Annotated in this window: 18 protein-coding genes; 10 read left to right on the forward strand and 8 right to left on the reverse strand. The window is 72.6% G+C overall.

Going from position 1 to position 24,953, the window contains the following annotated elements; translation table 11 throughout:
* Positions 1-29: 29 nt before the first annotated feature.
* A complete protein-coding gene (locus ACZ6X9_RS08145; RefSeq protein ID WP_469777108.1) occupies positions 30-668 on the reverse strand; it encodes a TetR/AcrR family transcriptional regulator in 639 nt (212 codons plus the stop codon).
* Positions 669-704: 36 nt separating this feature from the next.
* Between ACZ6X9_RS08145 and ACZ6X9_RS08150 the strand changes: the two genes are divergently transcribed.
* A complete protein-coding gene (locus ACZ6X9_RS08150; RefSeq protein ID WP_469777109.1) occupies positions 705-1,508 on the forward strand; it encodes an alpha/beta fold hydrolase in 804 nt (267 codons plus the stop codon).
* A gap of 374 nt (positions 1,509-1,882) precedes the next feature.
* Here the strand turns inward: ACZ6X9_RS08150 and ACZ6X9_RS08155 are convergent, their stop codons facing one another.
* Entirely contained in the window at positions 1,883-2,776 is an 894-nt protein-coding gene (locus ACZ6X9_RS08155) for a hypothetical protein (protein WP_469777110.1), read from the reverse strand.
* 252 nt (positions 2,777-3,028) lie between these two features.
* Positions 3,029-3,373, reverse strand: coding sequence for a peptidase inhibitor family I36 protein (locus tag ACZ6X9_RS08160; protein ID WP_469777111.1), 345 nt, complete (start codon positions 3,371-3,373; stop codon positions 3,029-3,031).
* A gap of 453 nt (positions 3,374-3,826) precedes the next feature.
* On the opposite strand from ACZ6X9_RS08160, the gene ACZ6X9_RS08165 reads away from it, so the two are divergent.
* On the forward strand, positions 3,827-4,957 hold the full coding sequence (locus ACZ6X9_RS08165; RefSeq protein ID WP_469777112.1) for an FAD-dependent oxidoreductase: 1,131 nt from the start codon (positions 3,827-3,829) through the stop codon (positions 4,955-4,957).
* Between the two features lie 312 nt (positions 4,958-5,269).
* On the opposite strand, the gene ACZ6X9_RS08170 is transcribed toward ACZ6X9_RS08165, so the two are convergent.
* Positions 5,270-5,977, reverse strand: coding sequence for a serine hydrolase (locus ACZ6X9_RS08170; RefSeq protein WP_469777113.1), 708 nt, complete (start codon positions 5,975-5,977; stop codon positions 5,270-5,272).
* Positions 5,978-6,179: 202 nt separating this feature from the next.
* On the reverse strand, positions 6,180-7,187 hold the full coding sequence (locus ACZ6X9_RS08175) for an ArsR/SmtB family transcription factor (RefSeq protein ID WP_469777114.1): 1,008 nt from the start codon (positions 7,185-7,187) through the stop codon (positions 6,180-6,182).
* A gap of 620 nt (positions 7,188-7,807) precedes the next feature.
* Here ACZ6X9_RS08175 and ACZ6X9_RS08180 point away from each other — a divergent pair.
* The 4 genes from ACZ6X9_RS08180 (at position 7,808) to ACZ6X9_RS08195 (ending at position 14,107) form a co-directional block, all read left to right on the forward strand.
* A complete protein-coding gene (locus tag ACZ6X9_RS08180) occupies positions 7,808-9,580 on the forward strand; it encodes a hydroxysqualene dehydroxylase (RefSeq protein WP_469777652.1) in 1,773 nt (590 codons plus the stop codon).
* 542 nt (positions 9,581-10,122) lie between these two features.
* The gene (locus ACZ6X9_RS08185; RefSeq protein WP_469777115.1) at positions 10,123-11,124 is read left to right on the forward strand and encodes a trypsin-like serine peptidase; all 1,002 of its coding nucleotides are present in this window, start codon (positions 10,123-10,125) and stop codon (positions 11,122-11,124) included.
* A gap of 774 nt (positions 11,125-11,898) precedes the next feature.
* The gene (locus ACZ6X9_RS08190) at positions 11,899-13,413 is read left to right on the forward strand and encodes a M28 family metallopeptidase (protein ID WP_469777116.1); all 1,515 of its coding nucleotides are present in this window, start codon (positions 11,899-11,901) and stop codon (positions 13,411-13,413) included.
* Positions 13,414-13,540: 127 nt separating this feature from the next.
* Positions 13,541-14,107, forward strand: a complete 567-nt coding sequence (locus tag ACZ6X9_RS08195; RefSeq protein WP_469777117.1) for a GNAT family N-acetyltransferase — start codon at positions 13,541-13,543, stop codon at positions 14,105-14,107.
* A gap of 85 nt (positions 14,108-14,192) precedes the next feature.
* Here ACZ6X9_RS08195 and ACZ6X9_RS08200 read toward each other — a convergent pair whose 3' ends face one another.
* The gene (locus ACZ6X9_RS08200; RefSeq protein ID WP_469777118.1) at positions 14,193-18,107 is read right to left on the reverse strand and encodes a GDSL-type esterase/lipase family protein; all 3,915 of its coding nucleotides are present in this window, start codon (positions 18,105-18,107) and stop codon (positions 14,193-14,195) included.
* Between the two features lie 161 nt (positions 18,108-18,268).
* A complete protein-coding gene (locus tag ACZ6X9_RS08205) occupies positions 18,269-18,571 on the reverse strand; it encodes a hypothetical protein (RefSeq protein WP_469777119.1) in 303 nt (100 codons plus the stop codon).
* A gap of 289 nt (positions 18,572-18,860) precedes the next feature.
* Here ACZ6X9_RS08205 and ACZ6X9_RS08210 point away from each other — a divergent pair, with 289 nt between their 5' ends.
* Positions 18,861-19,754, forward strand: coding sequence for a LysR family transcriptional regulator (locus ACZ6X9_RS08210; RefSeq protein WP_469777120.1), 894 nt, complete (start codon positions 18,861-18,863; stop codon positions 19,752-19,754).
* A 137-nt stretch (positions 19,755-19,891) separates the two neighbouring features.
* Here the strand turns inward: ACZ6X9_RS08210 and ACZ6X9_RS08215 are convergent, their stop codons facing one another.
* Entirely contained in the window at positions 19,892-20,713 is an 822-nt protein-coding gene (locus ACZ6X9_RS08215; RefSeq protein ID WP_469777121.1) for a polysaccharide deacetylase family protein, read from the reverse strand.
* A gap of 206 nt (positions 20,714-20,919) precedes the next feature.
* Here ACZ6X9_RS08215 and ACZ6X9_RS08220 point away from each other — a divergent pair, with 206 nt between their 5' ends.
* The 3 genes from ACZ6X9_RS08220 to ACZ6X9_RS08230 form a co-directional block, all read left to right on the forward strand.
* On the forward strand, positions 20,920-21,936 hold the full coding sequence (locus tag ACZ6X9_RS08220) for an SDR family oxidoreductase (RefSeq protein WP_469777122.1): 1,017 nt from the start codon (positions 20,920-20,922) through the stop codon (positions 21,934-21,936).
* A 719-nt stretch (positions 21,937-22,655) separates the two neighbouring features.
* Positions 22,656-23,255 (forward strand): hypothetical protein, encoded by a 600-nt coding sequence (locus tag ACZ6X9_RS08225; RefSeq protein ID WP_469777123.1) that lies wholly within the window; start codon positions 22,656-22,658, stop codon positions 23,253-23,255.
* A gap of 1 nt (position 23,256) precedes the next feature.
* Positions 23,257-24,953 (forward strand): M64 family metallopeptidase (locus ACZ6X9_RS08230; protein WP_469777124.1); only part of this gene is annotated, 1,697 nt, incomplete at its 3' end.

Genomic DNA, 24,953 nt, shown 5'->3' on the forward strand with positions numbered 1-24,953 from the left:
GGTGTGCACACTCCTTGTGGCCTGTCTCGTCATCCGGCCGCGGACGCGCCCGGCGGGGACGTGAGGTGCCCGCGGATCAGCTCGTACGCGAGCCGTGCCGTCACGAACAGATCCTCGCGGTCCGCACCGAGGCGCGCCCGTACCGACAGGCCGTGGACGATGGATTGCACGAGGCCGGCCAGGGCCGCCGCGTCGGTGCCGGCGGCGATCTCCCCCTCCCGGACGGCCCGTTCGACGCGCGCGCGGAGCGTCCGCTCGTTCCAGTCGTGCAGTTCGGCGTAGTAGGCGCTGGTGTCGAGCGTGCTCGTGCTGTCGGTCATCGCGGCGCTGCTGAGCAGGCAGCCCGGGTGGGTGTCGTCGGGCTGGGTGAACTCGTCGACCGAGCCGACGAGGACGTGCTCGACGACGGCCCGGAGGTCGTCCTCGGCCACGGCCCGCCGGTAGATCTCCCGGTAGCGCTCGGCGTAGGTCCGCACCGCTTCCTCGAAGAGCCCGGCCTTGCTGCCGAAGGCCGCGTAGAGGCTGGAGGTGGAGAGGCCGAGGGCCGCGGTGAGGGCGCGGGTGGACGTGCCCGAGTAGCCGGACCGCCAGAAGAGGCGGGCGGCGTCGAGAAGTGCGCGGTCGCGGTCGAAGGCCCGGGGCCGGCCGCGGGTCGGTCGGGTGGTCACTCTTGCATTGTAGAGCGCGTGCTCCATAATCACCTTATGGAGCAAACGATCCAGAAAAGGCTGACAGTCGGCGACGGTGACAGTTGGGTGACCGTCGACATCCATGGAGACCCGGACGCTCCGGGACTCGTCGTCGTCCCCGGCGCGTTCAGTGACGCGCACGCGTGGCGCCACGTGGCCGCCGCCGTCGGCGCCTGGCCGTCGGTGACGGTCGTCAACCGGCGGGGCCGCGCCCCTTCGGGCCCGTTGACGAGCACGTACTCGCTGCGGGCGGAGATCGAGGACCTCGGCGTGGTCCTCGACGAACTCCCCGGCGTCGAGGCGTTGTTCGGATGGAGCTACGGCGGGTTGATCGCCCTGCTCGCCGCCGACGAGCGACCGCTCCCCCACGTGATCGCCTACGAACCGGTGATACGCCCCTTCGGCGTTCACGCGCTGCCGGACCTGAAGGCCGCCGAGGAGGCGGCGGACTGGGACGCCACCGTCGAGACGGTGAACCGGCGGATAGCCGGCCTCGACCCGGCCCAGGTCGAGGCCCTGCGGGCGGACCGTCGGACATGGGCGGCACTGTGCCTCTTGAGCAGGCCGGCGTACGCCGAACTCGCCGCGCTGAACGCGGCGCCACCGGTCGACGGGGTGGCGGGACGAGCCGCCCGCGTCGACCTGATCGTCGGCGAGCACAACCACGGGCAGGCCCCCTACGGGACGTCGTTCGACCACGTCCGGAAGCTCGCCCCTCGGGCCGGCGTCCACCTACTCCCCGGCCAGGGGCACCTGGCCCACCTCCAGGCGCCGGCGCAGCTCGGCCGGCTCCTCGACGGGCTCGCCGCCGCCCGATGACCGCCACCTGATGACCGCCGCCTGATGACCGCCACCTGATGCTGGCTGCCATCCGATGACCCCGCCGGAGGCCCCGGCGACCGGAACCGGTGCGGGAGGAGCGGCGCGCGGCCGCAGGCCGAGACGAGGGCCCACCGGACGGCGTGAGCTTTCAGGACCGCGCGGCGGCGGTGCGGCGGGCCGCCGGCCCGCCGTCACGGCGAGCAGGACAGCTTGTTTGCCCCCGCTGCCTTCTCGGGATGCCGGCACCAGGTCCGAGGAGTCAGGGCCGACGGTCGACAATCACGGCCGGCCCTTGGCAGACTCGGCGCCTGCCGCGCGGGCCCGTGCCGATGCCCGGCCTTTCGTACCGTCACCCTTCGTACCGTCATTCCTCACTTGGTGGCGCGCAGTATGCGCTCGGCGCGCTCCGTCGCCTCCCTGCCGGTCTTCACGAACGACTGGTATCCCTCGTGATTGAGTTCGACCAGCCGGTCGATGCCGCGCTGCTTCGCCCGGTCGTACGCCTCGGTCAGGCCGCTTCCCCGGTTGCACACGGCCTGGTCGACGGCGGACGCGATTTCGTGGGACCGTACCGCGTCCCGGTCGCTTTTCGCGTCCCTGTACCGGTCGAGCGCCTGGCGCATCAGATCGGTGGGGCTTTCCGCCCGGTGCCCTTTCGCGGCGATGCAACGCCGCCACTCTTCCCGGGCTTTCCCGTAGGAAGGGTCACGTTCGGCTTCCTTCGCAGCCGCCTCCATGACATTGCCCGAGAAGGCCATGTAGTGCACATACCTCTTGACACTCCCGTAGAGGCGGTCGTCGGCGGACGACTTGCAGCCTCCGCGGGCGACACTCCATTCCGCGCCACCGGCCAGTCGCTCCCGCTCCACACCGTCGGATTCGCTCCCCTCCAAAGCGGTGCGGTATTCCGCCTGCCGCCGGGCCGGCAGGGACTTCACATAGCGGGTGTTGAGGTCGTCCTTCGCGGCGCCCCCGGCGAGGACCGCCGGTCCTCCGAAACCCTTTTCCCGCGCCTTGGCCTCCGTCTGGCCGAAAGGGGCTGTCACGACGGGCGGCGGACGGCCGTCGTCGGTTCCGAAGATCCGGTAGCGGAAACCGGCCTTCTCCATGCAGTCCCGCACCAGGATCTGCTCGGCCAGCCTGACGGACTCCCGCTGCCGGTCCGTCGGAGCGCCCTTGATGGACGGGGCCTGTGAGACGTCGTGGTGCGCGGTGGAGTCGGGGCTGTCGGTACCACAGGCGGCACTGCCGGACAGAGCCGCCACGAGACCGAGAAGCGGCAGGAGTTGCCTCCGCCTTCGCCGGGCGCGCGGGTCCGGCTCGGTGTTCGGGTTCGGCTCGGGGCTCGGGTTCGGATCCCGCCCGTCACCGCCGTCCGTCGGCATCACACCTCCCAAAAGATCCACCCGAGGTCGCCGGCCATAAAGCGCTGCCGCTTCCGGCATTCCACCGGTCGCGGACCGCCGAGGCCCTGCCCCGGATGTGCGGCACATCCGGGGCAGGGCCGCAGAGCCGGATCAGCAGGTGTTGGTCCAGAAATTGGACCCGCCGACATGACCGGCGTTCGAAACGTGCCCGTGCCACGGGACGCAGTAGTCCCAGTTGCCCCACTTGTCGTAAACGGCGACCCCCAGGCCCGAGGTGCCCCGATTGACGGCGGAGCCGTCACGCCCCACGCCGCCGAACGCTCGCCAGTCCGGGTTGGTGTCCTTGAGCTTCATGTTCGGACTGCCCTCCCCGTTGTTTCCGGCGTAAGTGCAGAAGTACTGGTCCGGACAGCCGCCGTAGGCGGCGTTCGCCGGAACGGCCGCCACGACCCCGCTCAAAGCGAGAACGGATACCGCGCTCACGGCGAGAGCCATTCGACGTATTCTCACGGACTTCCCTCCCTTGCCGACACCTCACGAATGATGCGGGTCACATCTTTGGGTCCGTGCACTCGCCCGTCAACGGTGCTTCAACCGTTGACCGGACACGGCACCGCCTTTCGGACAGCGCTTTTCTCGGCGGGCCGCGTTTAAGCGCAGCCCGGCCCCCGGGGCATTCGGATCGGGACAGGCCGCTGTCGGCCGATTGTCGGCGGTGGGGGTGGCCTGTCGGCGGTCTGTCGGTGATCTGTCATCGGGCGGCGGGAGATTGGCATCGGTCGCGCCGACCGATCGGACCGCATCGGTCACCGGCCGCCCGACCACCCCGGCACCGCGGCGCCCCGGCATCGCGGCATCCCGACCGGACCGCCACGGCGCCTCCGGAGCGGCCCGCCGGGGGTCCGACCGGCCCTCCCCACGTTCCACGAGCACGAAGGACGAATCCCCATGACCACTGACGTCACGATCATCGGCGCCGGACTCGGCGGCCTCACGCTCGCCCGCGTCCTGCATCTGCACGGCATACCGGTCACGGTCTACGAAGCGGAATCCTCTCCGACCGCGCGCTCACAGGGCGGGATGCTCGACATCCATGACTACAACGGACAACTGGCCCTCGAAGCGGCCGGCTTGATGGACGAGTTCCGCGGCATCGTCCTCGAGGGCCGCCAGGCGATGCGTCTCCTCGACCCGAACGGGACCGTGCTGTTCGACAAGGCCGACGACGGCACGGGAGGCCGCCCCGAGGTCCAGCGCGGCGACCTGCGGCGGATCCTGCTCGACTCGCTTCCGGCCGGCACCATCCGGTGGGGACACAAGGTCACCGGCGTCCGTGCCCTCGGCGAGGGCCGGCACGAGGTGACGTTCGCCGACGGCGGCACCGTCGTCACCAGCCTGCTCGTCGGCGCGGACGGCGCGTGGTCCCGGGTCCGCCCGCTGCTCTCCGCCGCCACGCCCGAGTACACCGGCAAGTCGGTCGTCGAAACCTACCTGTTCGATTCCGACACCCGGCACCCCGCCGCCGCGAAGGCGGTCGGCAACGGGGCGATGATGGCCCTGAGGCCGGGCAGGGAGATCTTCGCCCACCGGGAGAAGGGCGACACGCTGCACGCCTACGTGGGACTGGCGGAACCGCGGGACTGGTTCGACGCCGTCGACTTCGGCGACACCGCCGCGGCCACCGCACGGATCGCGCGCGAGTTCGCGGGGTGGGCGCCGGAGCTCACCGCCCTGATCACCGACGGCGACGTCCCGCCGGTCCTGCGCCCGCTCTACGCGCTGCCGGTCGACCACCGGTGGGACCGCGTACCGGGGGTGACGCTGCTCGGCGACGCCGCCCACCTCGCGGCCCCGAACGGCGAAGGCGCCAACCTGGCCATGCTCGACGGCGCCGAACTCGGCACGGCTCTCGCCGCACACCCCGGCGACGTCGAGGCCGCGCTCGCCCGGTACGAGGAGGCCCTGTTCCCCCGCAGCGCCGCGGCCGCCGCCGAGGAAGACCACGCGGACTCCGCCGACGCCGGGCACGATCCGGTCCGCGCCATGATCGAGATGGCTCTGGCGGAGTCGTCCCGGTAGGAGGGCGGCTCGGCCACGGGCCCGGATGGCGGTGCGGGTGTCGGGCCGGCGCTCCGGCCGGGTACGGGGAGCGGTCGTCCGAGACGGCTCGCGCCGCCCCGCCGCGTGCCGCGCGCCCGTCGGCCCGGGGCCGCAGGGGCCCGGAACGCGCCACGGGCCCCTGCGGCAGCTCCACCGGGCACGGCCTGCGGTCCGACCGTCGCCACCCGCCGTCCGGGTCGGTGCCGGGCGGCCGATTCGGTGCCCGCCGCCCGGGGTCGGTGTCGGGCGGCCGGTTGCCGGTCGCCGGTCCCTCCTACGGCGGGAGGGGCCTCACGCCACCCCCAGTGACCGCGCGATCCCCGTCACCGCCTCGCCCGCCGCCGCGTACGGCGTTCCGGCCGGGTGCAGGGTCAGGACGGCCACGATCCAGCGGTCGGCCGGCCCCACCACCCCCGTCGTGTGCAGGGCGGGACGGCCGAGATCCACCCCCGCGACCTCGCCTCGTCCCGGTACCGCCGGCGGGTAGCCGGACCAGCCCTGCTTCACCGCCCAGGGGCGCGGGAAGGCGGACGGTATGCCGAAGAACTGATCGAATCCGTCGGCGCCGAGCCGGGTCGCCCGCCGCAACGGCCCCAGCACGGCCGTGCGGACGGGCTCCGGCGCCGCGTCCAGCAGGTAACGGTAGACGCGGACGGTGTCGGCCGCCGTGATGGCCGAATATCCCCAGTAGCCCGGGAATCCGGCCGGCGGTCCGGCCGTGTGCGTGAGTCCGAGACGGGAGACCATGCGCGTGATCACGCCGGATCCCCCGTTCCGCTCCCAATAGTGGCCGGCCGCGTCGTCGTCGCTGCGGGCGAGCATCGCGTCCAGCCGGGAGCGGTCGTCCGGCGGCAGGGCGTCCACCGGACCGCGGTCCCACAGATGGTCGAGCGCGATCAGCAGCTTCACCACTGACGCCGACCGGAACCGCGCGTCCGGTGCGAGCCGTTCGGCGCAGGTGCCCGAGTCGCGGTCGTACACGACGACTCCCGCGCTCACCCCCGTCGGCACCTGTGGGCCGGCGGAACGTGCCCCGCTCATGGCACGCACGCCCCTCCGGCACCGAACGGCTCACGTCCTGTCACGTCGGGCCCCCCGTCTCTCCCCCGCATCCCCCTGGATCTGAGTGTCCGGTACGGCGGACGGACCGGCCACCACATTCGAGGGGGTTCGAAACCGCCAGGTCAGGCGGTTGACCTGATCACGCCACCCGGCGTCCGTTGAGGAGTTGGACGCCGAGCGGGGTCAGCGTGTGGTGGGCGGCGCCGCCCACCCGGCGGGTGATCAGCAGGCCCGCCTCGCGGAGGACGGACACGTGGTGGCTCGCGGTGGCGGCGGCGATGTCCGCCGTGCGGGCCAGTTCGGTGGTGGTACGGCCCTCGGCGGCGGCCTCCAGCAGCACCGCCCGCGTCCGGCCGAGCAGCGCCACCAGCCCCTGGCGGCGCCCGGGCGCCTCCCGCACGACGGTCAGTTGGGACGGGGTGTGTTCGATCGGGTAGACCACGACCGGCGGCAGGTCGCGGCTGCGCAGCACCGTCGGCTTCCGCCAGCAGAAGAAGGAGGGGAGCAGCAACAGCCCGCGTCCGTCGAGGTGGAGGTCCCCCTCGACGTGCGGGCCGTGCATGATCAGTACCGGCGGTGACCACTCCAGGGTGGGGTGCAGGGTCCGCAACAGGTGATCGAAGGCGCCGGACGGCAGGTCGGCCACGGTCCGCGTCATCCGGGCGCGCGCGGCCAGGTCGGCGGTGACCTCGGCACGCACCCGGGACCAGTGGGGTGCGAGGGCCACCCGGTAGTACGACCGAACGGCCTCCCCCAGCCCCTTCACCGCGTCCAGGTCGCCGTCGGCGAGCCCGCGCATCCAGGGCGGCACCTGCCCGTGGGAGACGGCGAACTGCGTGAGGTCGTCCCGCAACCTGCCGCGGGGCGTGGACATCAGGGCGCTGATCCCCAGGTCGAGGCCGCCCGCGCCGGCCGCCGGGGTGAGGAAGTCCGGCGAGTAGCCGCGCGGCGGGGCCAGCGCCAGCAGCCGCCGCGCCCCGGCGTCCAGTCGGCCCCGGACGTCACGGCGCCACTGGTCGAACACCAGCGGCCCGTCGGTGGTCTGGAGCATGTGCAGGCTCAGCAGCACCTCCCACATCGGGTCCGGCGTCTGTGCCAGCCGCGTGCGGACGACGTCGTCACTGCCGAAATGGATACGCAGTCCCACAGACTTGCCTCCCGCCCGGTTCCCCGGGCACTCGCGCCCGTCACCGGTCCCCTCCATGGTCGAGGCCGCCGGAGGGGCCTTTCAATCACCCCGACGGTGGGTTCCGGCCATCCTGCCGTGGACGGGCGGCGGTTGGCGTCCGGCCGGGGTCGGGAACGGAAAGGCGCCCTTATGCTCCTGCGCCACACAAGGGTTACCGACGGTAGGGGCAGGAGGGCGTGATGTCCGTGGACTCAGTGGACGGGGCGGCTGCGACGGGTGCGGCGGGTATGGCGAGTGCGGCCGACTTACCCGATACGACAGGTGTGACCGGTGAGACTGGCGCGACCGGTATGACCATTCCGGTACATGCGGTGGGTGCGATGGACACGATGGATGCGGTGGGTGGAACGGGAGTGGCCGACGCGGTGATCGCGTCCGGCACCCCGGACCCGGCCGTCACACCACATCCGGCCGTCACCCCGCACCCGGCCGTCACACCACACCCGACTGTCACGCCGTACCCGACCGCCGGGACGCGCACGACCGCCGCGACGCACACGTCCGTCCCGGCGGCCCCGACCGCCGCGACGGACGCGACCGACCCGGCGCAGCACACCGGCAACACCCGCAGAGTGTTCATCGGCGGCGTCACAGCCGCCGCCGCGGTCTCCGCGCTCGGCGGTACGGCTCGGGCCGCGGCCGCGTCGCCGCGACCCGGCTCCGCCGGGCGGGGAGCCGGGCGCCTGGGGGCGGGCGGGCGGACGGTCGCGGTGCTCGGCGGCGGCGTCGCCGGCCTCACCGCCGCGCACGAACTGGCCGAGCGGGGCTACCGGGTGACGGTGTACGAGCGCAAGGACGCGCTCGGCGGCAAGGCCCGCAGCATGGACGTGCCGGGCAGCGCGCGCGGCGGCCGGAGACCCCTCCCCGGGGAGCACGGCTTCCGCTTCATCCCCGGGATCTACCACAACCTGCCCGACACCCTCCGCCGCATCCCGTTCCCCGGCAACCGCAACGGCTGCCACGACAACCTCCTCTCCCCCGGCGAGATGCTGATCGCGCGCACCGGCCGGGAGGACATCCGGCTCCCGTTCGCCAACCCCGGCACTCCGCCGCCGGTCCTCACCCCGGACGAACTCCGGCGCGCGCTGACGGCCCTACTGGAGACCTTCACCGGCGTCCCGCCCCGCGAGATCGCCTATTTCGCGGGCCGGTTGCTGGTCTGGTTCACCAGTTGCGAGCGGCGGCGGCGCACGGAGTGGGAGCGTACGCCGTGGTGGGAGTTCACGCGCGCGGCGCGCATGTCGGCGGACTACCAGCGGCTGCTGTGCATCGGCCTGACCCGCAACATCGTCGCCACCAAGGCCGAGGTGGCGAGCGCCAAGACGGTGGCGACCTGCGCCGAGGCCTTCCTCTTCAACCTGCTCGGCCGGGGCGCGGACGGCCCGCCCGACCGGCTGCTCAACGCCCCGACCAACGAGGCGTGGATCGACCCGTGGGTGACGCACTTGACGTCGCTCGGGGTGGAGTTCCGCACCGGATGGGAGGTGCGTGACCTGCGGCCGGCCGGCGGACGCATCGCCGAGGCCGTACTCGGGGACGCGCGCGGCACGCGACGGACCGTCACGGCCGACCACTTCGTCTCCGCCATGCCCGTCGAGCACGCCCGCACGACCTGGAACGCGGAGGTACGGGCGGCCGACCCGCGACTGGCGCGCTGCGACGCGCTCCGGACGGACTGGATGACGGGAATCCAGTTCTACCTCACCGAACCGACCCCGGTGATCCACGGTCACGTCAACCACATCGACTCGCCGTGGTCGATCACGTCCGTGTCCCAGGCGCAGTTCTGGCGCGGGCGGGACGTCCAGCGGGACTACGGGGACGGTACGGTCGCCGACTGCCTGTCCTGCGACGTCTCGGAGTGGGACAAGCCGGGCATCCTCTACGGGCGGACCGCCAAGCAGTGCACCCGGGAGGAGGTGGCGCGCGAGGTGTGGGCGCAGCTCAAGGCGAGTCTGAACGACACCGGCCGGACGGTGCTCAGGGACTCGGCGCTGCACTCCTGGTTCCTCGACCCGGCGGTCCGTCTCGGCGGCCCGGAAGTCACCAACGACGAACAGCTCCTCATCCACCCCGTGGGCACCTGGGGCAACCGCCCGGAGGCCCGGACGGCGATCCCCAACCTCTTCCTCGCCGGCGACTACGTGGCCACGGACATCGACCTGGCGACGATGGAGGGCGCCAACGCGTCGGCCCGGGCGGCCGTCAACGCCCTGCTCGACGAGGACGGTTCGGCAGCGAAGCGCTGCACGGTCACGCCGCTCTACCGGGCACCGGAGCTGGAGGCCGCCAAACGGCAGGACGAGGTACGCCTGCGCCTGGGGCTGCCCAACGCGTTCGACCTCGGCTGAGGGCGGGTCGGGGAAAAGCCTCGGGCGCCGCCGGGAACGGCGACACTTTGACTTGACGCGCCCCTGTCAAACCGGGCGGGCTCGTGGCACGCTTGCCGACGCACGTCCTCATCGGTTCCTCCGGCAGGGGCGTCCCGGGGTTTTCCGACGTGACCTTCTCGGACGCCTCCGCGCCACGGCCCACCGCAACGACTCGGCGGCGCACGTCGCACCGCACCACACACAGGCCGCCGGGTGTCACATGGCCCACGGACACCGCACGGCGAAACGCACCACCGGTCGCCGGGCGGCGAACGCGGCACGCACCACCGCACGTCCGCCACGCGCTCGTCCACCGCACATCGCACGTCGTACGCCGCTCATCGCACGGAACACCCGCACGGGACACCCGCACGGAGGACCCGCGCACAGCACCCGCACACAGCACCCGCACACAGCACCCGCACGTCGCACCGCACCGCTCGTCTGCCCGGGCCGCACATCCCCGGCCCGGCCCCCACACGGCCCGCGCACGCGCGCCGGCCACGGCAGAGGGAGTACGCGTGAGACGACACCCCCGCACGACCGTCATCGCCACGGGCGCACTGCTGGCCGCCTGTTCCCTGGCCGTACCCGGCCTCGGGACCGGCGCCGCCGGGGCCGCGCCCCCGCCGGACACCGAGCACACGCAGGCCGCCTCGGCGGAGGCGCGGCAGCAGGCCGCCGCCTTCTGGACGCCGGAACGGATGCGGTCGGCCACCCCGCTCGACGTCACCACCGGCCACGCCGCACGCGCGTCCGCCCTCGTGCCGGACCGCGGCCGGCACACCACCGTCGCCCCCACCCCCGCCGCCACGACCCGCGCCCCGGCCGCCGTCCGCTCCTTCCCGCAGGCCGGCGGCCCGTGGACGGGCGGCGGCGCGGTGCTCAAGACGTCCGGCCGGGTGTTCTTCACCATGCAGGGCCGGACGGCGTCCTGCTCCGGCGACGCGGTCACCAGCGGCAACCGGAGCACCGTCATCACCGCGGGGCACTGCGTCAAGTACCAGGGCAACTGGCACACCAACTGGACGTTCGTCCCCGGCTACCACGACGGACAGGCCCCGTACGGCACCTGGGCGGCGACCAAGACGCTCTCCACCCCGCAGTGGACGGCGAGCGAGGACATGAACAACGACGTCGGCGCCGCCGTCGTCGGCCCGCTCGACGGCAAGCGGCTCACGGAGGTCGTCGGCGGCCAGGGGCTGGACTTCAACGGCGGTTACAACAAGCCCATGTACTCCTTCGGCTTCCCGGCCGCCGCGCCGTACGACGGGACGAAGCTCATCCACTGCAGCGGGAACACCAGCAAGGACTTCCTCCTCACCAAGGACCACGGCCTCGCCTGCAACATGACCGGCGGCTCCAGCGGCGGCCCCTGGTTCACCTCGTTCGACGAGGCCACCGGCACAGGCCTCCAGGCGTCGGTGAACAGCTTCGGCTACACCTTCCTGCCGAACACCATGTTCGGGCCGTACTTCGGCGACGTCGCCAAGACGCTGTACGACCAGGCTCAGGCGGGGTGAGGCGGTCGCCTCGGGGGCGGCGCGTCCGTGACGCGGAGGACCTCCCGAGGCGGTCCGGCCGGTGAAGCGGCCGCGGCGGGGCCGGGCGGGGGCACACCGCCGTCCCCGCCCGGCCGTGACGAGGACCCGTCGAGCCTCGGCACGGCGACACGACAGCACAGCGGCATGACGGCACGACAGCACGACGGCTCCCCGGCACGACCGCACGACGGCATGACGTCTCCTGCCCGGTGCCGCCGCGCCGGGGAGCCGGCTTCCGAACGACGGATCCCGGCTGGCGGATCCCGGCCGACGGAAGCCGGCCGACGGAAGCCGGCCGACGCGGGGCCCGGCCCGGGCGCGTGCCCAAGAGAAGGAAGCCGGTCCGGGCCCGCGCCACCGGCCGCCCCGACTGCCCGGCGCGCCAAGCCCGTTCGGACCGTCGGCCGCACCGTGACCATTCCTCCGTGCGCCGGGACTCCGGCAACCGACGGCCTTCGCCCGCGCCGCATGACCGGCATGTGGCGATCTTGTGTCGGATGCCGACGAGGACTCCCGTAGGCCAGGTGGACCTCCTTAAGGTCCGTACCACCACGTCTCCCCACGCGTCACGCGCCGCGTGGGGAGACGTCACACCGTCCTGTCCGATCCGACCGATCCGACCGATCCGATCCGCCACGATCCGCCCGACCCCGACCCGGGTGACGTCGAGCGCCGGGCATCAGCCCACGACGTATCCGGACCGCCCGCCCGCCCACCCGAAACCCTTCCGTCCCGAGAAAGGACCCCTCCCCCGTGCGTCTCCCTCTCCGCAACCGTCGCGGTAAAGCACTGGCCGCTCTCATATCCACCGCCGTCGCCGCCCCCGTGCTGCTCTCCGCCGCCCCGGCCGACGCCCGGCCCGCCGACGGACCGGCCGGCCGGCACCAGAAGGCCGAACGGCTCGCGAGACAGTTGGAGCGGGACGCGTCGGCGAAGGGCGCGTACCGCCATCTGCGGGCGCTGCAGCGCATCGCGGAGGCCAACGGCGGGAACCGGGCCGCGGGCACGCCCGGTCACGAGGCGTCGGCCGCGTACGTCCACCGGCTGCTGCGGCAGGCCGGCTACCGCGTCTCGTACCAGTGGTTCGACGTCTGGGAGGCGAAGACGCTGACGGAGAAGCTGTCCGTCGTCTCCCCCGACGCCCGGGACCTGAAGGTCGCGGCGGCGAGGTTCTCGCCGTCGACGCCGCAGTCCGGCCTGCGCGCGGCGCTGGCGGCGGCGCGGGTGGACGCCACCCCCGGCTGCACGGCCGACGACTACGCCGCTGGTGCCTTCACCGGCCGGATCGCGCTCGTCAAGCGCGGCGGCTGCACGTTCGCGGAGAAGCAGAAGGCCGCCGCGGAGGCGGGCGCCGTCGGCACGATCATCTACAACAACGCGGCGACCGGCGTGGCGAAGCCGTCGTTCGGCAGCCCGGCCGAGGGCAAGGTGCCCACGGCCGGCATCTCCCTGGCCGACGGCGAGGCGCTGGCCGCGGCGGTGGCCAAGGGTGAGGTGCGGGTCGACCTGAACATTCAGCAGAAGCACATCAAGCACCGCACCCCGAACGTGATCGCCGAGACCCGCGGCGGCGACCCGCGCCACGTCGTCGCCCTCGGCAGTCACCTCGACTCCGTCCCGGAGGGCCCGGGCATCAACGACAACGGGTCCGGCTCCGCCGGCCTGCTGGAGGTCGCCCTCAAGCTCGCGGACCGCACCCGCCGCAGCGGTCAGCAGCCCACCAACAAGGTCCGTTTCGCCTGGTGGTCCGGCGAGGAGCTGGGTCTGCTGGGTTCCGAGCACTATGTGGCGAAGCTGTCCGAGGCCGACCGCAAGAAGATCGCCCTCTACCTCAACTTCGACATGATCGCCTCGCCCAACCCGGCGCAGCTCGTCTACGACGGTGACGACTCCGACCACAAGGGCTCCGGCGCCGGCCCCAAGGGCTCGGCGGAGATCGAGAAGCTGATCAACGGCTACCTCGACCGCAAGGGCAAGCCGCACGAGGGCACCGACTTCGACGGCCGTTCCGACTACGGCCCGTTCATCGCCACCGGCATTCCCGCCGGCGGCACCTTCACCGGCGCCGAGGGCATCAAGACCAAGGAACAGGCAGCCAAGTTCGGCGGCACGGCCGGCGTCGCGTACGACCCCAACTACCACGCGAAGGGCGACAACCTGTCGAACCTCGACCTCAAGGCGTTCGACACCAACATCGACGTCATCGCCCACGCGGTCGGCATCTACGCGCACGACCTGAGCTCCCTGGGCGGGGGCACGCGCGGCTGACGCGCTTCGGGCGGTGACCGGGGGGCCGGGGGCGGCCGGGGGCCGCGTACGCCCGCCGGCCCGCACCGCACGGTCGACCCGCGGAAATGGGAGCGACCCGGCGGGCGTTCGCCGCTACCTTTCCTCCATGCACCCGATCACCGTCACCGGCTCCCGGCTCCGCCTCCGTGAAATCCGTCGTACCGACCTGGACGCGTTGTACGCCGTCCAGGGCCACACCGACGTCGCACGGCACATGAGGGGCCGGGCGCAGACGCGGGAGGAGGTCGCGGGCTCGGTGTCCCGGGCGGCGGCGCACGCGGACGTGGTGCCGCGGGCCGTCTACATGCTCGGCGTGGTCCGTTCGGCCGACGGGCGGTTGGTCGGGCGGGCCGACCTCGACCTGGACCCGTTCTCCGAGAAGGCCGCCACCATCGGCTTCATGCTCCACCCGGACACCTGGGGCGCCGGCCTGGGCACGGAAACGGTTCACCTGCTGTGCGCGCTCGGCTTCCGGCACCTGGGACTGCACCGGATCTGGGCGACCCGGTCCCCGTCCAACGTCGCGTCGGGCAAGACCCTGGCGAAGGCGGGGCTGACGGAGGAGGGCCGGATCCGGGAGCAGTTCTTCGTGGACGGCGCGTGGCGCGACTCCGTCGTCCACGCGATCCTGGAGCACGAGTGGCGGCCACCGGCGGGGTTCCCCGGGGCGTGAGCGGCGAAGGCCGCGGCGGCGGGCCGTGCCCCCTGCGGGGCGGCCCGCCGCCGTGGCGTCGCGTCGTCCGGGCGAGGCCCGGGCCTTACAGCCCCATGGACCGGAGGGTCCCCTCGAGGGAGTCCGCGTAGAGCCGGGCTCCCGCGATCTTCGGGTGGAAGGACTGGGCCGAAACCGGCTGGTCGGGATCGTCACCGGGGGTCTTGTCCGTCACGATGCCGTGGATCGTTTCCGGATCGCCGCAGATCGCCTTCCCCTGGAAGAACTTCGCGGGGTTGGAGAAGTAGACCGGAGCGCCCGACTGCTGGAAGGCGTCCTTGGCGGCGCCCTCCATCTGCTCGGCGAGGTCGACGGCCACCTCGTTGAGCCACTTCGCCTCGTCGGCGTTGATGTCGAAATCGCCGCCCAGCGGGCCCGTCGGCGAGGTCCAGTGCAGGCACTTGGCGTCCCCGCTGATGAGCGGCGGGTAGCCCATGAGGACGATCCGGGCGTTGGGCGCCAGTTCGTGGATCTTCTTCAGGGTGGTGGCGATGGCCGGCCGGACCGTGTCGTGGATCAGCTCCCGCTCCGCGGCCCGGTAGGTCTTCCCGCCGGACCGGGTGTCCGCGCAGTTGACCGGGGTCCCGATCAGGCAGGCCTTGAAGACCTTGCTGAAGTCGGCGTCGTTGCCGCCGATGGACATGGTCACCAGCGTGGTGCTGTCGTCGAGGTATCCCTGGTCCAGTTGCGGGAGTTCGCCGTGCTGCGACTTCCCGCCGGGAAGGACGTTCTCGGTCTTCGCGCCCGAGCACGCGAGCAGGTGGTAGTCCATGCTCTGGTCCAGATCGTCGGCGCGCTCGCCGATGGACTTCCCGGAGTCGGCGAGGGACGCCTGACGGGACCACGCGTACCGCGAGCGGTGACAGGCGTCGCGCCAGGGGTCGCCCTTCTTGCCGTCGACATCGGTTTCCGGGTAGTAATCGCCGCCGCCGGAGACCGACGCGCCCTCGCCCGAGGAGTACGAGTCGCCGAGGGCGACGACCACGTTCCGGGGCTTGCCCGGCAGCGGCTCGATGGCCACGGCGTCGAAGGCGATGTCCTCCTCGCCGGCGCCGTCCGGGGTTTCCGAGTCGAGGGAGATCCTGGGCGTGCCCGCGAACTCGAAGACGCCGAGGGACACCCAGGCGTTCTTCTGTGTGCGCTGGGGCATCACCCGGGACTTCGTCGCCTTGCCGGTGTGGATGTCGTAACGCGCCTGCCGGGTGTGCGCGCCGTGGTCCGGGGTGTGCACCAGCACACGGCCCCACTGGTTGAGCGGGTCGTCGAACTTCCAGGTGCCGGTGACCTTCATCCGGCCGCCTTCGTCACCGGCCTTCCGGGTGTGGGCGAACCAGAAGTGACCGCCGTACCCTCCCCCGATCTGCTGGAAGTCGACTTTCGCGGAGTCGGACGCGAAGTCGAGGCTGAAGGAGCCGTTCTGCTTCATCGGATAGCAGCCGGGCCGCACGATGGGGGTGCCGTCCGGGACGTCGTCGACGACGAGTGCGCCCTTGGGCAGGTGCGCGGTGCCGCATTCGGGCTGGTAGGCGGTGCCGTCGGCCTCTTCCTTGTAGGAGGAGTCGAAGCGCAGGAGTTCGTTCCCGCACATCTCGGCACACGGCTTGTGCCACTCGACGGAGTCGTGCCACCAGCACTTGAAGTCGTCCCGCGTGCAGGCGCCCGGGCCGTTCTGTCCCTCGCTGGAGGCGATCCTGCCGGGGTCGCAGTCGTTCTTGTCCTTCTTGCAGAAGTCGCTGACCAGGGGCTTGAGGCCGTTGCGCGCGGAGTCCGACATCCACCAGGCGGCCCGGAAGGCGGCCACGAGCTTGCCCGGTGCCTCCAGGGCGTCCGGCGGGTAGGCGGCGAAGCCGAGGACCTTCTCCTGGTACGGCCAGTCCTGCGGATGGGCCGCGTCCCGCGCGCCGGAGGCCATGAACGGCATGCGGTTGACCTTGTAGACGGGGTTGGCCGGGTTGTTGGCCCAGCCCAGGCCCCAGGCGCCGGCGTTTTTGCCCTTGTCGCTCTCGGGGTAGAAACCGGAGTTGTAGGCCCACAGCGCGTAGAACCAGCTCTCCGGCCGCTTGGGGTCGCCGTTGTTGGCGGTCATGCCGGCCCGGCGTATCTGGTTCCACTTGTCGCTGACGATCCGCAGTCCCGCGGCGATGTTGGTGGCGTAGTCCAGGGCTACGGCGCGCTGGGTCTGGTACGGAAGGGCCGTCTCCCCCGGCTTCTCCTTGCCGGCGAGCCGCATGCCGTCGGTGACCTGGGTGACGCCGTATCCGCAGTCGGCCTTGTCCCAGTGGATGTCCCAGACGCTTTCGCCCTGCCCGGGCTTGAACTTCTGCCCGTAGAAGCTGCCGACCAGCGGGTTGCCGGTCGCGCCGGGAACCACGACGCGGGACGCCTGCCACAGGTTGGACTCCTGGGCGGTGATGCCCAGCATCACCTGCGCCGGCACGTGGCCGCCACCGTCCAGTTCGACCTTCGGGAAGAGCTTCTGCGGGGAGTAGGCCGGCATCCCCAGGTTCTTCCAGTTGGCCGGGCGGCTGATGTTCTGGTCAAGGGTGCCCATGACCGCCTGGTCGACGGCCCATTCCACCTGCCGTGGCTTGGGCTGCATGGCCTGGTTGGCGGGGTCGTTGCGCGGGACCGCGCAGTACCGCTGGTCCGGGCCCTCGGCGACCGCCGACGAACGGACGGCCGCTTTCCGCGCCCGCTTGGGGGCCTGTGCGTCCGGCGTGCCCAGGGCGGGCGAGGCTGTGAGCCCTTCCGCCGCCTTGGCGCCGGTCCTGTTCGCCGGGGCGACGGTGAAGGACACCCGCTCGCGCGTGTCACGCACCGTCATGTCGATGGCGGCCGGGCGCGCCGTCGTGGCGGTGTTCACCCGCGGGTCCTTGCCGTCGGCGAAGACGGTCCTGGTCAGCACCGCCTTGCCGCGCGTGGAGACCCGGGCGTCCGCCGGGACGCCCCGCAGCGGCTCGACGGAGGCCGGCAGCTTCGCCGCGAGCTTGTCGAGCTTGCCGGTGAGGTACACCTTGCCGCCCGCGCCCCTGGTGAGGTCGACTCCGGTCAGCGGCCCCTCGGCCAGCACCTGGGGCCGCGTCCCGCGCGCACCGGGTGCGCGGACGCCGGCCACCGGCAGGCGGTTGAAGCGCGCGGTGTCCCGTCCGGTCCGGTCCATGTAGACCACGCCGCCGTCGGCGTCCGGCGCGAGCTGGAACGGGAAGCCGTCGGCCGCGGCGAGCCGGGTGCGCTTGCCGTGCCCGTCCACCTTCACCACTCCGTCGCGGTGTGCGGCGACCACGTCTCCGCCGGCCACCGGTACCGCCGACGTCACCTGGCCGGGCGTCTCGACCGGGGCGGCGAGCCTGCCGGTCGCGGCGTCCAGGCGCACCAGCCGGGTACGGGGGAGCTTCTCGTCGCCGCTCTGGGTCAGGACGGCGGTCTCGTCGGCACCGCAGCCCGGGTTGAAGTAGGCGAGGGTGGACCGGAGTTGCAGTTTGTCGACGTCCCCGGTCTCCAGGTCGACCACCGCCGTGAACGCGCCTCGCGCGAACAGGTCGCTCTTGTTGGTGAACGTACGCGGCGCGTACACCACGACGGCCCTGCGGCCGGAGCCGGTCACACAGGCGTTGCCGATCCACGCGTCGGTGTCGAAGCCGGGCTCGCGCAGCGTGGCGGCCGTGCGCCAGGAGTAGCCCTGACGGGCGTCGGCGACGAGCAGGTGGAAGCCGTCCGCGTCCGAGGTGGTGGTCCACGCCCGGTCACCGGTCTTCTTCCAGTTCTTGCCCAGCACCCGTTCGCGCTGGGCGGGAGCCACCTCGTCCGGGTGGTCCGCCGTCGCGGCGGCCGAGCGGGCGGGGAGGTCGTCCTCGGGCCGGGCGTCCGCCCACGCCGGGGCCTGCACGAGGGTGAGCAGCATTCCGGAGGCCGCGAGGAGAGTGGTCGCGGCCCATGGTTTTCTTCTGTGTCTGCGCTTCAAGACGTTTCCTGCGTTTTCATTTGAATACGTTGTCCGCTCGGGTCGGCGCAGGGGTCTCGAAAGGCGTGTCCGGTGCCCGGAACGCCGGAGCCCCGGCCGACCCGAATTCGGTGTGCGAACTCGACGCCGGCCGGGCGCCGGTGAGCCGTACCGGAAGCGCGTCAGACGTTGGCCTGGGCGTACCTACACGCCGTTATGGCGTCCGAGTAGCTCACTCCCGAGCCCCGCAGCGTGAACTGGCAGGCCTGGAAACTGATGGACTTGCTCTGGTCGCCGCTGAAGTGCCCGCCCGTGTAACAGCCCCCGACCCGCTCGCTCGTGGGCACGTAGTTCTTGCTCTGCAGGTAGCTGACGCACTGGTCCGTCACCGCCGAGGCGGGAGCCGCCGTGATGACGGACACCGTGGACGCCGTCGCGAAGAGGACGCCGACGGAAGCCACCGCACTCGCTATCTTGCGTTTCATTGTTTCCCTCTGGCCGATACGGGCTCCGCCCTCGCATGCGAGGCGGCGAGCCCTTTGTGGTTTTTCCGGGCGGGGGGCGTGACGGCACTCCGTTCACGCGCCGGAATAGGCGGCGGAATGTCGCCGGTTCGCGGTACGCGTGTGTACGACGCGTGGCCACGCCTTGGTTCGCCGTCGCGAATCCCCCCTGGTCCTCCACTCTCCCCGCCCGCCCGACCATGATCAACAGCGAGATCACCTACGATCGGTGCGTCACGCTCACCAATCGAGGACACTCAGGGGGACGGCAGTGGAACGGCATGAGATGGAGGCCTTCCTGACGCTGGCCGAGGAACTCCACTTCCGGCGCACCACGGAGCGGCTCGGGCTCGCTCAGGGCCGGGTCAGTCAGACCATCCGGAGGCTGGAACGCCGCATCGGGGCGCCGTTGTTCGAGCGCACGAGCCGGAAGGTGGCCCTGACCCCGGTGGGTGAGCAACTACGCGACGACCTGCTGCCCGCCTACCGGCAGATACAACGGGCCGTCGCCCACGCCACGGCCTCGGCGCGCGGGACGCGTGAAGTGCTGCGGGTGGGCTACTCCAGCCCGATGGCGGCCGAGTTCGTCCTCGCCGCCGCCGACCGGTTCGCCGCCCACCGTCCCGACGCGGAGGTCCGGATCCAGGAGATCCAGCTCTCCGACCCCCTGGGGCCGATCCGCAGCGGCCAGGTGCACCTCCAGGTCACCGAACTGCCCGTGGCGGAGGACGACCTGGCCGTCGGTCCGGTCCTCATCGCCGAGGACCGCCGGCTGCTGGCCCACCACGAGCACCCGTTCACCCGCCGCCCGGCGGTGACGTTGGAGGACCTGGCCGCCGCCACCCTCATCACCTTCGCCGCGGCCACGCTCGCGTACTGGCAGGAGTACCACTTTCCGCGCCGGACGCCCTCGGGCGTGCCGGTCCCCCATTTCGCGGCCCGGCACTGGCATGAGGCACTGGCCATGGTCGGCGCGGGCAAGGGCGTCACCTTCGCGTCCGCGCGAGCCGAGCAGTACCACGGCCGCCCCGACGTCGTCTGGCTGCCCTTCCCCCACCTCCCTCGCATCGAGTACGCCCCCATCTGGCCTCGCGCCGGCAGCTCTTCCCTGGTCCGGGCGTTCCTCCGAACGCTCCACGAGGGCGCGCCGCGTCCCGCCGCGTAGTCCGCGTTCCCGGGTGGACGGCGGCGGCGCCGCGGCCACGCAGGCCGCGTACCGCGCGCTTGGTCCGCGAGACGGCGGCGGTCACGGCCTCTGACCGCCGGGGCACAGCCGACCACACCCGGAACAACACCCTTCCGTCACGCTCCCCGCGCCAACGCCCCCAGGTCGGCGATCTCGTACCCGCGAGCCCGCACCAAGTCCACGATCTGTGACAGCGCTTCCGCGTCCAGGACCTCGCCGGAGCCGTCGGCCGAGCCGACGTGCATCTGGATGATGGCGCCGGGACGAAGGACGTCGGCGACGCGCTTGACCGCCTGCCGGACGGTCATTCCCCCGGCCGTGCCGAGGTAGCCCTTGGTGTCGGTCGTCCACTCGATGTCGGCGAGGCCGAGGGAGTTGACCTGGGCGATCGTCCGGGGGGTGGTCTCGCCGTAGGGGAAGCGGAAGAAGGGGAGCGGGACGACGCCCGTGGCGCGGAGGGCGCGGTCGGCGGACGTCACCTCCTCCTCCACCTCCGCGCGGGTGAGACGGGAGAAGGGCGGGTGGGTGTGCGAGTGACTGCCGATGCCGTGGTGCCGGGCCATCGCCCGTACGGCGTCGGGGTGGCGCTCGGCGAACCGGCCGGTGGGGAAGAAGGTGGCGGGCGCCCGGTGCCGGTCGAGGGTGCGCAGGACGTCCGCCAGACCGGACTCGTCCCAGGCCGCGTTGAAGGTGAGGGCCACCTCCCGCCGGGTCGTCGGGAAGGTGCGGTTCTCGGAACCGTAGAGCCGCTCCACCGGCCCGGCGTCCGCCGCTCCCTTCACGGCGGCGGGCTCGGCCCGCGCGGGCCCCTCGGCTCTCACATCCCTTCCCGCTCCCGGGAGACCGGCGGCGCTCGCGCCCGGTGCGGACGGTACGGGCGCGGCCGCCAGGGCGGCGACGACGAGCAGGGCGAGTGTCGGTGCGCGGTGGCTTCGCATACGCCGAGCATGGCGGACCCGGCACGCCTCGCACCTCGGACGAGCGGGGAGGCGGACAGGCGTGGGCGGGGAGCCGGAGAGGCGGGCAGATGTGGGCGGAGCTGTCATCAGGGCCGGTCGCAGCCGTCGGGCAGGTCGGCCGGGTCGACGGAGCGCTCCCCGGCCGTGGCCCGTTTGTGGCCCGCCCGGCCGGGTACCCGGCGGCGGTGAGTATCCGCAGGAGGCCGAAAGTCGTCGTGGTGACCGGAGCGAGCGGCGGAGTCGGGCGGGCGACCGCCCGGGCGTTCGCCGCTCGCGGAGACAGCGTCGCCCTGTTGGCACGCGGACGGAAGGGGCTCGACGCCGCCGTCCGGGAAGTCGAGAAGGCCGGGGGGAGGGCGCTGGCCATCCCCGTGGACATGGCCGACGCGCAGGCCGTGCGGGAGGCGGCCAACCGGGTCGAGGAGGAGTTCGGGCCGGTCGACGTCTGGGTGAACAACGCCTTCGCCACCGTCTTCGCGCCCTTCGTCGAGATCCAGCCCGACGAGTTCCGGCGGACGACGGAGGTCACCTATCTGGGGTACGTGTACGGCACCCAGGCCGCCCTCTCCCGGATGCTGCCCCGCGACCACGGCACGATCGTGCAGGTCGGCTCGGCCCTCGCCTATCGCGGTATCCCCCTGCAGTCGGCCTACTGCGGCGCGAAGCACGCCATCCAGGGCATGAACGAGTCGCTGCGCTGCGAGCTGCTGCACGAGGGCAGCCGGGTGCGGACGACGATGGTCCAGTTGCCGGCCGTGAACACGCCGCAGTTCCGCTGGGCGCTCTCCCGGATGCCGCGCCGCCCCCAGCCCGTACCGCCGATCTACCAGCCGGAGGTCGCCGCCCGGGCCGTCGTCTACGCGGCGGACCACCCGCGCCGGCGCGAGTACTGGGTCGGCGGCAGCACCGTCGGCACCCTGCTCGCGAACGCGGTGGCGCCGGGCCTGCTGGACCGCTACCTCGCCAGGACCGGCTTCTCCGCCCAGCAGACGTCGATGCCCTCGGAGGAGGGCCTGCCCGTCAACCTCTGGCATCCGGAGGACGACGAGGGCGGCCACGACTTCGGCGCCCACGGCCTCTTCGACGACAAGACGGTCGTCCGGGCCGTCCAGCCGTGGGCCTCCCGCCACCGCGGCGCCCTGGCCCTGGCGGCGGTGGCGGCCGGAGTGGGCGTGGCCGGCCTGCGCCGCCGCCGCTGCTGAGCGGGCCCGCACCGGATCCACGGTCCGGCACCGGCAGGTCCGCCCCCCGAAGCGGAGCGACCTGCCCCGGAAGACACCGATCCGAAGACACCGATCGGAAGACACCAGCCAAAAGTCACCAGCCGGAAGTCACCAAGTCGCCACGAGAACAGAGCAGCCGATCATCCAGGGCGGCGGGGCGGAGACCGGGCTCCCGCCCGGCACCTTCCCGTCGCCCTCACCCGGGCCTCTCGCGCCCGCCCCGCATCACTCGTTCGGGGGTATTGCGCGGGTGCCCGAGCGCCCTCACCATGACGAGTGGCGGCGCCGGGCAATCCCCGGGCGGCACCGTCGGGGCGTGAGCGGTGCGCGGGCCGGGTGCGGGTCGTGTGACGTGGCCGGTCCCCCGTCCTCCTACGCGTGGCGCGCCGGTCCCGCCCTCCGCCCGTCCGGTCGTGGACGGGCCCGCGCCGTCCGCGAAGGGCCGAAGGGGCGACGCCCCTCCCTCCCCTTCCCGGGGGCTTCCTCTCCCTCTTTCCCTCTCGATTCCTCTTCGCCTCCGTGCGCGTCGGCGCCCCGGGTGCCCGAGCCCCGCCCGACGCCCGTCGCCCGCCTTTCGACGTTCGCCCGTCGGCACGCGCCTTTCGGCGTTCGCCGTCTGGCGCCCGAACCGTGACCGGGAATCGTCCCGGACACCACCCCGGCAGCCCCGAGAGCCCTGGAAGTGGGGATGAACGACCGTGACTCCCGCACAGCACACCGGTTCAGGACCGGCCGGCCCGGCCGCCGTCCGGCTGATCTTCGAGTACGAGGGGTCGGACATCCGGCTCGTCTCCCGGCAGCGGGTGGAGGCGGCGCCTCCGCCCGGTGACGATCTCACCGGCCCCGCCGGAGACACCGGCCAAGCAGAGCGCCCCGATGCCGCCGGCTTCTGGGTGGAGATCCGGGACGCGCGGCACCAGCCGCTCTACCGGCGCGTCATGCACCCGCCGGTACGGCACGACGCCGAGGTGTTCTCCGACGACCCGGAGCGCTCGCTCGCCCGGGTGCCGGTGGAGGAGCCGAAGGGGGCCTTCGCCGTGCTGGTCCCCGAGCTCGCGGAAGCCGATCACGTCGCGCTGGTGAGCAGCCCGCTCGCCCCGGGGCCGGCCCTGGCTCCCGCGGCCGAGGTGGCGCGCTTCGCCCTGCGACCTGACGCGGAAGCGGACGGCACGGACTCCACGGACGCCGCGGAAGGCACGAGCGGCACCAACGCCCCGGACAGCACCGGCGACACCGGCGACACCGGCGACACCGGCGACACGGACGGAACCGACGGACCACACGAGGGGGGCCGCTGAGATGGGTACGGGGGACGGAGCGGTCGTCGGCACCACCAAGATCGTCGACAACGGTCCGGCGAACGCCCGCTGGAACCTGGTCATCATGGGCGACGGCTACCGGAGCGCCGAGCTCGGCCGGTTCGCCGGGCACGCGCAGAGCTTCGTCGACACCCTGTTCGCCACCGCGCCCTTCACCGCCCTCCGCCCGGCGATCAACGTCTACCGGGTGGACGTCCGCTCGGCCGACAGCGGCGCGGACGACCCGACGGCCTGCGGCGGCACGGGGGCGGCGCCGAACACGTACTTCGACGCGGCGTTCTGCAACAACGGGACGCGCCGGCTGCTGACGGTCAACGCGAGCACCGCCCTGACGGTGGCGGGGCAGCAGGTGCCGCAGTGGAGCATGGTGATGGTCATCGTCAACTCCACCGTGTACGGCGGCTCCGGCGGGTCGGTCGCGGTGTTCTCCCTCGCGCCCAACGCCAACGAGATCGGCCTGCACGAGATGGGCCACACCGCGTTCGGGCTCGCGGACGAGTACGAGTACTACCTCGGCTGCGGGGTCGACACCGACCGCAACACCCATCCGCCGGTCGAGCCGGCGCAGCCCAACGTCACCATCGACGCCAACAAGGCGACCAACAAGTGGCGGGACCTGGTCGCCCCGGCCACGGCCATGCCGACGACGAGGAACGCGAACTGTGCGGTGTGCGACCCCCAGCCGAACCCGGTGGGCGAGGCCACGGTCGGCGCGTTCGAGGGGGCCGACTACTACCACTGCGCGGCGTACCGGCCGCAGTACGACTGCCGGATGCGGGTGCTGGGCCGGCCGTTCTGCGCGGTGTGCCAGCGCCGGATCCGACAGACGCTGCTGCCCAGGCTCCCCGCCGACAGGGTCACCTCGGTGGCACGGACCTCGGGCCACCTGGACGTCTTCTGGGTGAACTCCGACGGGAAGGTGTGGAGCAACTGGTGGGACCAGCAGGCCGGAATGGGCTGGGGTGACCACGGAGCGTTCCCGATCGCCCGGGACTGGCCGGTACCGGCGGCCCACGACACGGGGGTCACCTCCGTCGCCCGGACCTCCGGCCATCTCGACGTCTTCTGGGCGGGCACGGACGGCAGGATCTGGAGCAACTGGTGGGACCAGGGCGGCGGGATGAGCTGGTACGACCACGGCGCCTTCCCCATCGCCCGCGAGTTCCCCGCTCCCGCCGCTCCGGGGACGGGCATCGCCTCCACCGCCCGGACCGCCGGTCACCTGGACGTCTTCTGGGCGGGGACCGACGGCAAGATCTGGAGCAACTGGTGGGACCAGGGCGGCGGCATGGGCTGGTACGACCACGGCGCCTTCCCCATCGCCCGCGACTTCCCGGTGCGGGCCGCCTCCGGCACCGCGGTGACGTCCGTCGCCCGAACCTCCGGACACCTGGACGTCTTCTGGGCGGGGAGCGACGGGAAGATCTGGAGCAACTGGTGGGACCAGCAGACCGGCTTCGGCTGGTACGACCACGGCGCCTTCCCCATCGCCGCCTCCTTCCCCGTACCCGCCGCATCCGGCACCGGCCTCGCGGCCGTCGCCCGCACCAGCGGCCACCTCGATGTCTTCTGGGCGGGGAGTGACGGGAAGATCTGGAGCAACTGGTGGGACCAGCAGACCGGCTTCGGCTGGTACGACCACGGCGCCTTCCCCATCGCCGCCTCCTTCCCCGTACC

This window comes from Streptomyces sp. NPDC052910, assembly GCF_055585605.1.

Bases quoted from the DNA above. Each gene is read 5' to 3' on its own strand.
- ACZ6X9_RS08215 (WP_469777121.1), bottom strand. From the start codon at position 20,713: ATGCGAAGCCACCGCGCACCGACACTCGCCCTGCTCGTCGTCGCCGCC.
- ACZ6X9_RS08205 (WP_469777119.1), bottom strand. From the start codon at position 18,571: ATGAAACGCAAGATAGCGAGTGCGGTGGCTTCCGTCGGCGTCCTCTTC.
- ACZ6X9_RS08150 (WP_469777109.1), top strand. From the start codon at position 705: ATGGAGCAAACGATCCAGAAAAGGCTGACAGTCGGCGACGGTGACAGT.
- ACZ6X9_RS08160 (WP_469777111.1), bottom strand. From the start codon at position 3,373: ATGGCTCTCGCCGTGAGCGCGGTATCCGTTCTCGCTTTGAGCGGGGTC.
- ACZ6X9_RS08165 (WP_469777112.1), top strand. From the start codon at position 3,827: ATGACCACTGACGTCACGATCATCGGCGCCGGACTCGGCGGCCTCACG.
- ACZ6X9_RS08195 (WP_469777117.1), top strand. From the start codon at position 13,541: ATGCACCCGATCACCGTCACCGGCTCCCGGCTCCGCCTCCGTGAAATC.